We start from the raw sequence: 11,945 nt of genomic DNA, 5'->3' as shown, positions 1-11,945 counted from the left end.
TCTGGTGGCGGAGTAACGCCACCAGGCTGCCACAATGCTGCCTGAGAATGCCAGCTCCATCATTACAGCAACGGGCGAGCCGACGATGGCATTGTTCAGTAGCCAGCACAGGCTGCCACACAATGTGTATCCACGTAATTTTCCACCCTGTGTCTGAAACGACGCATAGGTCATCAGCAGGCTTCCTGCGAGCGGCAGCAGGCCCCACATTCCCTGCCAGAGATAAGCACTACACAGCAGTGACCCCATCATAAATCCCCACATGGCCCAGCGGCGTTGCGTCACGATGGCTATCGCATAACGACAGGCGGCGATGAGCATTAATCCTGCGGCGGCGGGTTGATGCAAAAGATAAAAATGAATGGCCAGCAGGCTGGTTGAGCTGGTCAACAGCACTAACGTCATCGCCCGGCGCCGGAAATGAAAGGCTGAAATATCCAGCACAAAGCTGATGCAGGCCAGCAGCTGAGAGAGAAAAAATGCGTTCATCATGCGCGCCATCTTGTGAAGAGTGGCGGGACAATAATCTATGCGAAAAGCGAATGCGTTAACCTTTGTTAAGGCGCTGGCGAATGCGGGACAGGCTAACGGGCGTAATGCCAATGTAGTGGGCGAGGTCCCGCTGAGTGAGCTGCAATTCCCAACTGGGAAAGTGTGTCTGAACATACTGGTAGCGTTGTTCTGGCGTATTAAGCAGCAGCATTTGTTCTTTTTTCTCTTTGTAGATCAACTGCTGGACCAGGAGCTGTGTCTTGATGTCCTGATATTCCGGCGCATCCAGCAATGCCAGCGAGATTTCACTGATTTCGCCCGGGGTGATCATTTGCAGGCTGTAATCTGCCGAGGTGTGGGTTAGCCAGTTCAGGTACAGAAAACAATATTCACCCGGGAAGTAAAACTCTTTCACCCGTTCTGAACCGTTGTCTGAGTGATACACCGCACGGGCAACGCCATGATGTAAATAATAAATTTTGCTTTGCCTTTCACCTTGACGGAGTAACCAACTGCCCGCAGAGAGTGGTTTTTTTCGCGAGCCTGACAGCAATTTTTGATCGTATTCGGCTGACATGTTATCTCTCAAATAATTTGAATAAGACAGGCAAAACCTTCCGCTTTTAGTTGCGCGGTGTGAGGGCTATTATTTATCACATCAAGGCACGGTGCCTTACTCAAACAACTAAATTAAAGGGTTTACATCATGAAAAGCATCAAAACTTTTGTCGCAGTTATCGCTCTTGCTACCTCTTTCGGTTCTTTCGCTGCTCAGTCTGTTACCGCTACCGGGTCAACTCTGGAAAGCACTGAAGCAAAAATTGCCGCTCAGGCGGAACGTGCTGGCGCAAGTGATTATAAAATCACTCAGGCCTACAGCGGTAACCGTGTGCATATGACCGCTGAACTGCTGAAATAAAATACCTCAGTACTGTCGAAAGAGCGCCCTTGAGGCGCTTTTTTAGTTTATTCCCGCCATCCTTAACAACGCCGTCATCACAGCAGCGGCGATAATCACCATAATCAACGGCACTTTGCGCCAGGCGAGGAACACTGCAAAGCCCACGCCGAGAACGCGCGCCATACCAGCAAAGTGCTCACCTTCGTAAAAGGTGGTCGCCAGGGCGACGGAGAACAGTAATACCGTCGCGGCATCGGAAAGCAGCGCCTGCGAGCGCGTGGAAAATGCCAGACGGCTCCCCAACTTTGCTCCACCTAAACGCATTAAATAGGTTCCCAGAGAGAGTACGGCGATACCGACGATAAACAGCGTCATGTTGCCCATTATTTTTTCCTCGTCAGTAAGCCAAACAGTGAAAGCAGTACCGGCAGGCCCACCGGCGCAAACGGGACGGCGGCGAGCGACAGCGCAGCACCGCTGCAGGCGCGAACCAGCGTGGTACGGTTTTTAAATGCCGGGACCACTAAGGCCAGCAGAATGGCAGGGAAAACGGCATCCAGGCCGATGGTTTCTGGGGCGGGCAGTAGCTTGCCAACCATCGCCCCAAGCAGCGTGCCCAGCGGCCAGACAATGGCTACGCCCAGTCCGCACAGCCAGTAGGCGGCTTTGCGCTGCTCCGGCGTTTTTTGCGACAGGCCAAACACCACGCTTTCATCGTTCATGATATGGCAGCCGAGGAAACTGGCGGCCCGCGTTCCCACCAGATCGCGTACCGTCACGCCAAACGGCACGTGGCGGGCATTCACCAGCAACCCTGCTGCTGCAGCAGCCAGAGGATTACCGCCGCTGGCGACAATCCCGATAAACATAAACTCAGACGCACCCGCCAGCACTGTAATCGAGAGCACAAACGGCACCCACAGCGGGAAGCCGTAAGCCATCGCCAGCGAGCCGTATGACATGCCGACTACGCCGACAGCCAGACAGACTAAAAATATTGCTTTTATCGTGTCGCCTTTGAGACTGGAAAAATAATGTTTCATCCTGCTTTAGCCATATCGAACGAATTTCCATTATAATGAACGCAACAAGATTGCTTTACAAGTCGAACGATTCGTTCGATATAAAGAACATGGAGTCATGTATGACCCAACCCATCAGTATGATTGCGAAAAGCCTGGTGCGTGAACGTCAGCGTACCGGTCTGTCGCTGGCAGAAATCGCCCGCCGCGCGGGTATTGCAAAATCGACGCTCTCGCAGTTGGAGGCGGGCAATGGCAATCCTAGCCTGGAAACGCTGTGGTCGCTGTGTGTGGCGCTGGATATTCCCTTTGCGCGATTGCTGGAGCCTGTGGTGCAAAAAACCCAAGTGATACGCCGGGGTGAAGGGACCAAAGTGGTGGCGGAGCAGGCCCATTATCAGGCTATTTTACTGGCGGCCTGTCCACCGGGCGCACGTCGAGATATCTATCTGTTGTTGACGCAACCGGGTGCTGACCGCATCTCACACCCGCATCCGCCGGGGTCTGTTGAGCATATTATTGTGACGCAGGGGAAGGCGCTGGTAGGACTGACTGAAGCACCGGAAGAATTGGGCGAGGGCGACTATATCTGTTATCCCGCTGACCAGGCACATATCTTTAAAGCGCTGGAGCCGGATACCCAAGCGATTCTGGTTTCTGAGCAGAACTAACTGTTATGTTGCGTTGTGCCGGATGCGGCGCGTTAGCGCCTTATCCGGCCTACAATACTACTGCAGATAAAACACTTCTTTTAGCTCCGCACTCACCGGGCTGTTGTCCGGGTTGGTGGGCATCACGTCACGCATATGCTTCCACCAACGCTGACACACGTCGGTGCTGGCGACGGCATTCCAGCGCTCTTCGGATTCAATCTCAACGGTGGCAAACAACAGGCTGCGCTCCTGGTCGAGATAAATCGCGTAGTGATGCGCGCCGTGGGCTTTCAGTACGGCTTCCAGCTCCGGCCAGATGGGATTATGCCGACGCTGATACTCAACGTGCGCGTCGGCATTCACCTGCATCACAAAGGCTTTGCGGATCATAACGCCTCCAGATACAGCGCGCGGACGTCTTCGCGGCTGGCGGTGCGCGGATTGCATGGTGCGCACGGATCGGCGAGTGCTTTGTCCAGCCACCCCTCAATGTCCTCTTTGGTCACGCCTAGCTGGCTGAAGCCTGCCGGAATGCCCACGCGCTTGCTCAGGGCACGGATCGCGTTGATGGCTTCCATGCTTGCTACTTTATCACTCATGTTGCGTGTATCGACGCCCATGGCCTGTGCTATGCGGGCAAAGCGTGCCACGGCGTTTGGACGGTTAAAGTTTTCGATAATCGGCAGCAGGATAGCGTTGCAGACGCCGTGCGGCAGATTGTGCGTCGCGCCCGGCTGGTGTGCCAGCGCATGCACCAGACCCAGACCTGCACTGTTGAACGCCATCCCCGCCAGATACTGACCAAATGCCATTTGCTCACGGGCTTCGAGGTTGTGACCCTCGTCGACGGCTTTAGGCAGCCACTGGTTGATCAGGCGAATAGCTTCCAGGGCATTGGCGTCGGTTAACGGGTGCGCGCCAACAGAAACATAGGCTTCCACCGCGTGGGTCAGGGCGTCCATACCGGTAGCGGCGGTGACTGAGGCAGGAATTTCCAGCATCACGCTGGCGTCATCGACGGCGATATCCGGAATAATGTTCGGATCGATGATGACTTCTTTCACCTTGCGTGCGGAATCAATGATCACCGCATTGCTGGTCATTTCTGCGGCCGTACCCGCGGTGGTGTTAATGGCAACCAGCGGTACGCCGGCATTTTTAACTTTGCCCACGCCGGAATAGGCGGTAGACGGGCCAGGGTTGGCGGTCAGGATTTTCACCGCTTTAGCGGTATCGATCGGGCTGCCGCCGCCGAAAGCGATGATGTAATCACATTCAGCGTCCTGGTATGCGGCAAAACCTTGCTGGACCAGTTCTTCCGTTGGGTTCGGGAATACGTCGTCGAACAGATGATACGACATTTTATGCGCATCAAGGGCGGTAAACAGGCTGTCCAGCAGGCCCAGTTTGACCAGTTGACCGTCGGTTACGATCAGCGCCTTACCCCATTGCTTGTTCGCCACGAGGTTGACCATATCACCAATCGCACCAGCGCCGTGCAGACTGATTTTTGGCAGTGCCAACATAAAGCTCATAAGTATTCTCCTGAATAATAAATCCCTGGTGCCCGATGGCGCTTCGCTTATCGGGCCTACGGTTAAATAGGGACCGTCATGTAGGCCGGATAAGGCAAAGCCGCATCCGGCGTTGAATGAGGGAGGTATCAGTACAGCTCTAATGCGCTGGCCAGTGGGGTCACGCCAAAACGTTTGCCGAGAGCAATGAGCTCTTCACGCGTGATGGTTTGCTTCATACCGCCCATAGAATAGATTTTGACCAAAACTTCGGCCGATTTCTCTGCGGTATCTATCAAACCGAACGCTTCGTCGAGCGTCGGCCCGCTGCCAAATACGCCGTGGAACGGCCACAACACCAGAGAATGCTGCTGCATTGAAACTGCCGTCGCTTCACCGATTTCGTCGGTACCCGGCACCATCCACGGCAGAATGCCGACGCCGTCCGGGAACACCACCAGACATTCGGTGCTGCCTTCCCACAGTTTGCGGGTGATCAGCGCAGTGCTGTTTTCCAGCACATAGGTCAGAGCAATCAGATTGGTGGCATGGCAGTGCATGATCACGCGGTCTTTGCCATCGGTGGCTTTAATGCGCTCGCAGTGGGAAAGGAAGTGTGCGGGCAGTTCGGAGGTCGGTACGGCTTCGTGGGTCAGCCCCCAAAGAATGTGGTAGCCAGCGCCGTCGCTGTCGATTTTTACCACACCTAAATTGGCTGCCGGATCGAGCTGAACGTTGCGGAAGAATTTGCCGGAACCGGTAACGATAAACGGCGTGTTAGCCAGCAGCGGCATCGGCTGGCTCAGCGCGATGTAGCGCGGTTCTTCGTGGAAATCAGCGGTAAAGGGGGCGATATCAGCTTCATCCAGGCGCAGCGTCAGGTTGCCGCCGTTACGCTCATCCCAACCTTTCAGCCAGGCATCAGAAGTGGCTTTGATCATCCCCTGGACGAACCAGGAGGTAGTAATATTTTGCATGGTCGGTGTTCCTGTTTATTGCCCGAACGGGTGTCGGGTCTTACGTAGGCCGGATAAGCGCAGCGCCATCCGGCGTAGTGTTTTGTACGTTGCCGGATGGCGGCGCTAACGCACCTTATCCGGCCTACAAGGCAGACAGCGCCTTTAGCTACGCTTGCTCAGTACGTCTTTTTCATACGTGCGGACGTTGTCCAGCCACTGGCTGCCGGCTGGGGTGTCGTGACGCTGGCAATACATCTCCCAGACGGCCTGCCATGGCAGCGATTTCTGTTCTTCCAGCAGGGCCAGGCGGGCGGTGTAGTCGCCGCTAGCTTCGAGTTGGCGCAGTTGCTCAGTGGGTTCTAACAGCGCACGCAGCAGGGCTTTCTTCATATTGCGGGTGCCGATCACCCATGCGGCAATGCGGTTGATGGAAGCGTCGAAGAAGTCGAGGCCAATGTGTACGCGGTCGAACAGGTTATGGCGTACGATCTCGCTGGCAATCGCCTGAGTTTCATCATCCAGCAATACCACGTGGTCGCTGTCCCAGCGCACCGGACGGCTGACGTGCAGCAGCAGGCGCGGCACGTACAGCATGGCGGCAGAGATCTTGTCGGAAATCACTTCAGTCGGATGGAAGTGACCTGCATCCAGGCACAGTGCGGTCTGGCGGCTGGTGGCGTAGCCCATGTAAAACTCGTTGGAGCCAACGGTGTAGCTTTCTGCGCCGATACCAAACAGCTTGCTCTCGACGGCATCAATATGATGCGCCGGGTCGAATTTCTCGCTGATGACGTCGTCCAGGGCTTCCAGCAGGCGCTGGCGTGGTGCCAGGCGGTCAATGGTGATGTCTTTCATGCCATCCGGGATCCAGATGTTCATCACCGACGGCGTACCCAGCTGTTCGCCAAAGTACGCGGAGACGCGACGGCTGGCTTTGCAGTGGTCAATCCAGAACTGGCGGATGCTGTCGTCAGCATGTGCCAGCGTGAAACCGTCGGCACTCAACGGATGCGAGAAGCATGACGGGTTGAAATCCAGACCTAACTGGTTCGCTTTCGCCCATTCCACCCAGTTTTTAAAGTGTTCAGGTTTGATTTGGTCACGGGATACCGGGGTATCGGATTCCAGGTAGATAGCGTGTAGGTTCAGACGCTTAGGACCCGGGATCAGGCTCAGTGCCTGCTCCAGATCGGCGCGCAGTTCAACGGCGTTACGCGCTTTACCTGGATAGTTACCGGTGGCCTGAATGCCGCCGGTGAGCGAACCTTCCGGGTTTTCGAATCCGGCGACATCATCGCCCTGCCAGCAGTGCATGGAGACCGGCAGACGATCGAGCTGGCGTAATGCCTCCTCGACATCGATACCTACCGCGGCGAAACGCAGTTTTGCCAGTTCCCAGGCTTGTTCAAGTTGAGTGGTCATGCGCAAAGCTCCTTTGTCTGTCGTGTTGATTGAAACTGCGCCTGGTAGCGGGCAATTTCACTGTCAGTATTTGGGATGAAGGTTGTCAGGTCGTAGTTAGCGGTCACCACCTGGCGGAAATCATCGACGTTGTTAAGTTCGTCCAGCGTCATCAGCTGAACGCCAATATTGCCGAGCGTAGAGGCCTCAACAGGCCCGGACATGACGCGGATACCGCATGCATCCGCGCACAGTTGGTTGAGCAGGGCGTTCTGGCAGCCGCCGCCAACAATGTGCAGTTGGTTGAAGGCGTGACCACGAAGGTGTGCCAGTTCCTGCAGGACGTCGGCATACAGCAGCGCCAGACTGTCGAAAATACAGCGCGCCAACTCAGCATCCTGAACCGGAACGGGTTGACCGGATTCGCGGCATGCGGCCTGGATTTCTGCGCTCATATCAACTGGGTTGATAAAGCGATCGTCGTTCGGGTTGACCAGGAATTGGCAGGCCGGTAGCGCTTCGGTTTTCGCGATCAGCGCGGGCAGGTCGGTAATCTGCCGCTCTTTTAATACGCGTTGCAGCAGCCACAGCCCCATAATATTTTTCAGCACGCGGTAACGTCCTTCCGCGCCGCCTTCGTTGGTGATATTTGCCGCCAGCGCGGCCTCGTTGGCATACGGTGTTTTGCTCTCAAACCCCATCAGGGACCAGGTACCGGAAGAGAGATAAGCGCTGTTGTTATCGGCCAGCGGTGAAGCGATGACCGCGCTGGCGGTGTCGTGGCTGGCGACGGCAACCACCGGGATCTGATTTTTCTGCGGGCAGATCCAGTGACCAATCACGTTCCCCGGATGCGTTGGGCGACCAAACCAGGCTTTGTCTGCGCCGGTCCATGCCAGCAGGGTGTCATCCCAGTCGTCGGTGTTGATATTGACCAACTGCGTAGTGGTGGCGTTGGTATATTCCCAGTTCATTTCGCCGGTCAGGCGGTAGCCGAAGTAGTCGGGGATCATCAGGGCATGCGCCACCTGCGGGACCAGCTCTGGCTGCTGTTCGACCAGCGCGCGGAGCTGATACAGGGTGTTAAAGGGCAGAAACTGAATGCCGCTCCGACGATAGATCTCGCTGTTACCCAGTTGCGCTAAAGCTTGCGACATCACGCCGGTAGTGCGGCTGTCGCGGTAAGAGACCGGCAGACCGACGCGCTGACCGTCTTTACCGATCAGGACGTAATCCACGCCCCAGGTATCAATCCCGATGCTGTCAATCAGGATGCCTTGATCGCAGACCTTCTTCAGCCCCAGGCGAATGTCGTTTTCCAGGCTGTCGATATCCCAGGTGTCAAAACCGTCTGTTTTTTGCAGACAGTTCGCGAAACGGTGGATTTCACGCAGCGTCAGGGTGCGGTGGTCACTGTCGTAACGTGCCAGCATTACGCGTCCGCTGGATGCGCCGAGATCGACAGCGACACAATGGCGAAGAGTCATAGCGAGGTCCTTCTGAGTTTTATTGCACTCAGTCTAAGAACCCCTGGAACGGCGTACCTTCTTGTTAGTGACAGTCACAATAAGCCGCTGGCAGCATGGCAAAGGTGAACGTGATGCTGTTCACAGTTTCGTGTAATGGGCGGGATTTTGTCTGATGTGACTCCTTCCGCATTTCCCGATCTTTCCTGTCGTTTCTTGAAGAATTAACCGTGTTTACGCACTTTGGCGTCAAAAATTTAAGGTGAGGGTCATAACCCTTAATTACTATGCAGCCATGTTCATTTGATCTGGAAGGAAGTCATCATGACCGTACTGCATTGCGTGGATTTTTTTCCGACAGGTAAAGCGCCTGTGGCGATCGAACCGCGACTGCCCCAGACTGCTTTTCCCGAGCATCATCATGATTTTCATGAAATTGTGATAGTTGAGCATGGAACAGGTATTCATGTTTTCAATGGACAGCCCTACACCATTAGCGGCGGGACGGTCTGTTTTGTCCGCGATCATGACAGACACTTATATGAACATACTGACAACCTGTGCCTGACAAATGTACTGTATCGTTCCCCGGATGCGTTTCAGTTTCTGGCCGGGTTAAACCAGTTGTTACCTCAGGAGCAGAACGGTCAGTATCCGTCCCACTGGCGCGTGAATCAGGGTGTACTGCAGCAGGTCCGTCACTTGGTGGGGCAAATAGAGCATCTTGGTGAGGAGATGGATACGCCGACGGCGGCCAATCGCGAGATCCTGTTTATGCAACTGCTGGTGCTGCTACGCAAAAGTAGTCTGATGGAAGCGGCAGCGGATAACGATGCGCGACTAAACCGGCTGATGGCGTGGCTGGAAGATAATTTTGCCGACGAAGTCTGCTGGGATGCGGTGGCTGAGCAGTTTTCGCTCTCTTTACGCACCTTGCACCGCCAGCTCAAACAGCAAACCGGGCTGACGCCGCAGCGCTATCTCAATCGCCTGCGGCTAATCAAAGCACGGCACTTATTGCGCCATAGCGATGACAGCGTGACGGACATCGCTTATCGCTGCGGTTTTGGCGACAGTAACCACTTTTCGACGCTATTTCGCCGGGAGTTTAACTGGTCACCGCGCGATATTCGCCAGGGCCGCGACGTCATGGCCGGAAGCAGCCTCCAGTAACGCGAAAGCTATCAACGTTTTTTACCGTCCGTTTGCTGATAATCATACCCTTTAATGCCGGATGGCGGCTGCGCCTTGTCCGGCCTACATGAATGCCCTGTAGGCCGAATAAGCGCAGCGCATCCGGCAAGCGTTCAGGTTGAGGTGATGTGGTGGCGAATCAGCTAGTCCTTCTGAAATCAGACTTTTTTGCGAGCGAACAGCAGGCCGTCGCCGTCGCCGATCGCTATCCGCAGGATGCGTTTGCCGAACATACTCATGAGTTTTGTGAGCTGGTGATGGTCTGGCGTGGCAATGGTCTGCATGTTCTCAACGATCGGCCGTATCGAATAACCCGTGGCGATCTGTTTTACATTCGCGCCGCAGACAAACACTCGTACACCTCTGTTAACGACCTCGTCCTGCAGAATATTATCTACTGCCCTGAGCGGTTGACGCTGAATCTGGGATGGGAAGATGTGATCCCCGGTTTTAACAACGGCACGCCGTGCCAGCCCCACTGGCGGCTGGGCAGTGCCGGTATGGCTCAGGCTCGACAGGTGATTAGCCAACTGGAACACGAAAGCCAGCAGCGCGATCCGTTATGTAATGATATGGCGGAGCTGTTGTTCGGACAGTTGGTGACGCTTCTCAAGCGCCATCGTTATGCCACGGATAGGCTCCCGGCCACCACCAGTGAGACACTGCTGGATAAGCTGATCACTGCGCTGGCCGGCAGCCATGAGCATACCTTTGAACTGGATAAATTCTGTCAACGGGAGCAGTGCAGCGAGCGCGTGCTGCGTCAGCAGTTTCGCAGCCAGACTGGAATGACCATCAACCAGTATCTTCGACAGGTGCGGGTCTGCCACGCTCAGTATTTGCTGCAACATAGCAAGTTGATGATTGGTGAGATTTCTATGCGTTGTGGCTTTGAGGACAGTAACTACTTTTCGGTGGTGTTTACGCGAGAAACCGGGATGACGCCGAGCCAGTGGCGTCATCTCAGTAATCCGCAGGACTAGCTGGCCATTCCCAGACCGACAATGTTTGCGGCAAGGATAATCACCACGCAGCCGAGGCTCAGCACGCTGACAGGGCGTTTTCCCGCATTGCTCCACTCTTTCATGATCAGGCCGACGATACCGCCGCACAGGACGTAGAAACTCATGTGCAGCATCCAGCTCATGTAGTCATACTGCGCTGGAATTTTGGCATGGCCCCAGGCGTAAAAGAAGAACTGGAGATACCACATCAGACCGGCAAGGGCCGAGAACAGGATGTTGCTGATAATAAGTGGTTTTGCTAACGAGAAGTCGGCTTTTACCGACAGGTTCTTCATTTTTGCCAGACGAATGAAGCAGAATCCCAGGTTGATCACCGCACCGCCGCCCATAATGACTACGTAGCTTGGCAGAGCGACATACAAAGGATCGATACCGAGCGCAGCGGCGGCTTCGTGCATCGGTTTAGCCGCATCCATGGCAAAGGACATCCCTGCGGAGAAAAAGCCGCACATCACCGCCAGTATTAGACCTTTTTTCAGGTTGAACTCTTCGGCTTTGATACCCATCTTGCGTTCTTTTAACTGTCCTGCTCGAGTGACTATCGCCACGCCGATCAGCGCGACCAGCACACCAAGCAGGGTCATACGCCCACCCGGCGTGCCGATGAGCACGTCAAATTTACCGGCAATGATTGGTGTCATTAAGGTGCCAACAATCAGCGTAATGCCGATAGCGATGCCGATCCCCATCGACATGCCGAGATAGCGCATGGTCAGACCATAGTTGATATTACCGATCCCCCACATTGCGCCGAATAAAAATACCGGCAGTAGTGTGGATGCGCTGAATGAACTGTAATAGGCCCAGAAGTCTGGCAGCAGGATTGCGCTGACGAGCCAGGGCAGGATCAACCATGAAACAAAACCGCCTATGGACCACATGGTCTCCCAGGACCAGTGCTGTACCTTTTTAAAAGGGGCATAAAAACAAGCGGCACTAGCGGCACCGATAAGATGCCATAATATCCCCATCGTAATTGCGTTACCCATTCTGGTTCCTTTTAAATTGTCGTTCTGGCTGGATGAAAATCACCCGTTTTGATATTCAAAAGTCTAAAGAGTGAGCAATGAATTAACCTTCAGCATGCTGCCGTAGGATGGGCAATGCTGGCAAAATTCAGGGGATGAAAAGGATGTTGATCACAAATGCTGATCCGCCCCTCTTTTTTGAGAAGGGCGATAATATTAAGGGTTAGCAGATTTTTACCGTCTGAATACCCAGTAGCCAGGCGAGTTTTTCCAGTACCTCACCATGATGACCAAGGCCAATGCTGCAATGATGGGCTGGACCGCCCATGCACCATTGTGTGGTGAAATCG

Annotated in this window: 14 protein-coding genes; 4 read left to right on the top strand and 10 right to left on the bottom strand. The window is 54.7% G+C overall.

Translation table 11 applies throughout. The features are described 5' to 3' along the window. Both FDX01_RS18260 and FDX01_RS18255 read right to left on the bottom strand, forming a co-directional pair. A partial coding sequence (locus FDX01_RS18260; RefSeq protein WP_249361013.1) for a YgjV family protein occupies positions 1–492 on the bottom strand: 492 nt, incomplete at its 3' end. 55 nt (positions 493–547) lie between these two features. Then, complete coding sequence (locus tag FDX01_RS18255; RefSeq protein ID WP_137400237.1) at positions 548–1,069, bottom strand: Crp/Fnr family transcriptional regulator; 522 nt, start codon at positions 1,067–1,069, stop codon at positions 548–550. Between the two features lie 129 nt (positions 1,070–1,198). Here FDX01_RS18255 and FDX01_RS18250 point away from each other — a divergent pair, with 129 nt between their 5' ends. Continuing rightward, a complete protein-coding gene (locus FDX01_RS18250) occupies positions 1,199–1,411 on the top strand; it encodes a YdgH/BhsA/McbA-like domain containing protein (RefSeq protein ID WP_135912774.1) in 213 nt (70 codons plus the stop codon). A gap of 42 nt (positions 1,412–1,453) precedes the next feature. On the opposite strand, the gene FDX01_RS18245 is transcribed toward FDX01_RS18250, so the two are convergent. Both FDX01_RS18245 and FDX01_RS18240 read right to left on the bottom strand, forming a co-directional pair. Continuing rightward, on the bottom strand, positions 1,454–1,777 hold the full coding sequence (locus tag FDX01_RS18245) for an AzlD domain-containing protein (protein WP_137362841.1): 324 nt from the start codon (positions 1,775–1,777) through the stop codon (positions 1,454–1,456). Beyond that, entirely contained in the window at positions 1,777–2,436 is a 660-nt protein-coding gene (locus tag FDX01_RS18240) for an AzlC family ABC transporter permease (protein ID WP_137400236.1), read from the bottom strand. Before FDX01_RS18240 ends, FDX01_RS18245 begins: the two co-directional genes overlap by 1 nt. A gap of 101 nt (positions 2,437–2,537) precedes the next feature. Here FDX01_RS18240 and FDX01_RS18235 point away from each other — a divergent pair, with 101 nt between their 5' ends. Next, the gene (locus tag FDX01_RS18235) at positions 2,538–3,086 is read left to right on the top strand and encodes an XRE family transcriptional regulator (protein ID WP_096758847.1); all 549 of its coding nucleotides are present in this window, start codon (positions 2,538–2,540) and stop codon (positions 3,084–3,086) included. Positions 3,087–3,143: 57 nt separating this feature from the next. On the opposite strand, the gene rhaM is transcribed toward FDX01_RS18235, so the two are convergent. The 5 genes from rhaM to rhaB all read right to left on the bottom strand — a co-directional run bounded on the left by rhaM (position 3,144) and on the right by rhaB (position 8,429). After that, a complete protein-coding gene (gene rhaM, locus FDX01_RS18230; RefSeq protein WP_096758846.1) occupies positions 3,144–3,458 on the bottom strand; it encodes an L-rhamnose mutarotase in 315 nt (104 codons plus the stop codon). Further along, on the bottom strand, positions 3,455–4,603 hold the full coding sequence (fucO, locus tag FDX01_RS18225) for a lactaldehyde reductase (RefSeq protein WP_115259800.1): 1,149 nt from the start codon (positions 4,601–4,603) through the stop codon (positions 3,455–3,457). Before fucO ends, rhaM begins: the two co-directional genes overlap by 4 nt. 128 nt (positions 4,604–4,731) lie before the next feature. Continuing rightward, a complete protein-coding gene (gene rhaD / locus FDX01_RS18220) occupies positions 4,732–5,559 on the bottom strand; it encodes a rhamnulose-1-phosphate aldolase (protein ID WP_115259799.1) in 828 nt (275 codons plus the stop codon). Positions 5,560–5,703: 144 nt separating this feature from the next. Continuing rightward, positions 5,704–6,963 carry an L-rhamnose isomerase gene (gene rhaA / locus FDX01_RS18215; protein WP_137362844.1) on the bottom strand — a complete coding sequence of 420 codons (1,260 nt, stop codon included), beginning with the start codon at positions 6,961–6,963 and terminating at the stop codon, positions 5,704–5,706. Next, positions 6,960–8,429, bottom strand: coding sequence for a rhamnulokinase (rhaB, locus tag FDX01_RS18210; protein WP_117343649.1), 1,470 nt, complete (start codon positions 8,427–8,429; stop codon positions 6,960–6,962). Before rhaB ends, rhaA begins: the two co-directional genes overlap by 4 nt. 303 nt (positions 8,430–8,732) lie before the next feature. On the opposite strand from rhaB, the gene rhaS reads away from it, so the two are divergent. Continuing rightward, the gene (rhaS, locus tag FDX01_RS18205; protein WP_096758841.1) at positions 8,733–9,581 is read left to right on the top strand and encodes an HTH-type transcriptional activator RhaS; all 849 of its coding nucleotides are present in this window, start codon (positions 8,733–8,735) and stop codon (positions 9,579–9,581) included. A gap of 152 nt (positions 9,582–9,733) precedes the next feature. Continuing rightward, entirely contained in the window at positions 9,734–10,585 is an 852-nt protein-coding gene (rhaR, locus tag FDX01_RS18200) for an HTH-type transcriptional activator RhaR (RefSeq protein WP_137400235.1), read from the top strand. Here rhaR and rhaT read toward each other — a convergent pair. Next, positions 10,582–11,616, bottom strand: coding sequence for an L-rhamnose/proton symporter RhaT (gene rhaT / locus FDX01_RS18195; protein WP_117343650.1), 1,035 nt, complete (start codon positions 11,614–11,616; stop codon positions 10,582–10,584). The two genes, rhaR and rhaT, sit on opposite strands and share 4 nt — an antisense overlap. Positions 11,617–11,945 lie beyond the last annotated feature (329 nt).

The organism is Citrobacter sp. wls613 (genome assembly GCF_005281195.1).
Taxonomy (GTDB): domain Bacteria; phylum Pseudomonadota; class Gammaproteobacteria; order Enterobacterales; family Enterobacteriaceae; genus Citrobacter; species Citrobacter gillenii.
The sequence above is the reverse complement of the archived record's forward strand: the minus strand, read 5'-3'. Positions and strand labels throughout refer to the sequence as shown.

What these genes read in the sequence shown, in the direction of transcription:
- FDX01_RS18255 (WP_137400237.1), bottom strand. Translation starts at nt 1,069, where the DNA reads ATGTCAGCCGAATACGATCAAAAATTGCTGTCAGGCTCGCGAAAAAAA.
- FDX01_RS18250 (WP_135912774.1), top strand. Translation starts at nt 1,199, where the DNA reads ATGAAAAGCATCAAAACTTTTGTCGCAGTTATCGCTCTTGCTACCTCT.
- FDX01_RS18245 (WP_137362841.1), bottom strand. Translation starts at nt 1,777, where the DNA reads ATGGGCAACATGACGCTGTTTATCGTCGGTATCGCCGTACTCTCTCTG.
- FDX01_RS18240 (WP_137400236.1), bottom strand. Translation starts at nt 2,436, where the DNA reads ATGAAACATTATTTTTCCAGTCTCAAAGGCGACACGATAAAAGCAATA.
- FDX01_RS18235 (WP_096758847.1), top strand. Translation starts at nt 2,538, where the DNA reads ATGACCCAACCCATCAGTATGATTGCGAAAAGCCTGGTGCGTGAACGT.
- rhaM (WP_096758846.1), bottom strand. Translation starts at nt 3,458, where the DNA reads ATGATCCGCAAAGCCTTTGTGATGCAGGTGAATGCCGACGCGCACGTT.
- fucO (WP_115259800.1), bottom strand. Translation starts at nt 4,603, where the DNA reads ATGAGCTTTATGTTGGCACTGCCAAAAATCAGTCTGCACGGCGCTGGT.
- rhaD (WP_115259799.1), bottom strand. Translation starts at nt 5,559, where the DNA reads ATGCAAAATATTACTACCTCCTGGTTCGTCCAGGGGATGATCAAAGCC.
- rhaA (WP_137362844.1), bottom strand. Translation starts at nt 6,963, where the DNA reads ATGACCACTCAACTTGAACAAGCCTGGGAACTGGCAAAACTGCGTTTC.
- rhaB (WP_117343649.1), bottom strand. Translation starts at nt 8,429, where the DNA reads ATGACTCTTCGCCATTGTGTCGCTGTCGATCTCGGCGCATCCAGCGGA.
- rhaS (WP_096758841.1), top strand. Translation starts at nt 8,733, where the DNA reads ATGACCGTACTGCATTGCGTGGATTTTTTTCCGACAGGTAAAGCGCCT.
- rhaT (WP_117343650.1), bottom strand. Translation starts at nt 11,616, where the DNA reads ATGGGTAACGCAATTACGATGGGGATATTATGGCATCTTATCGGTGCC.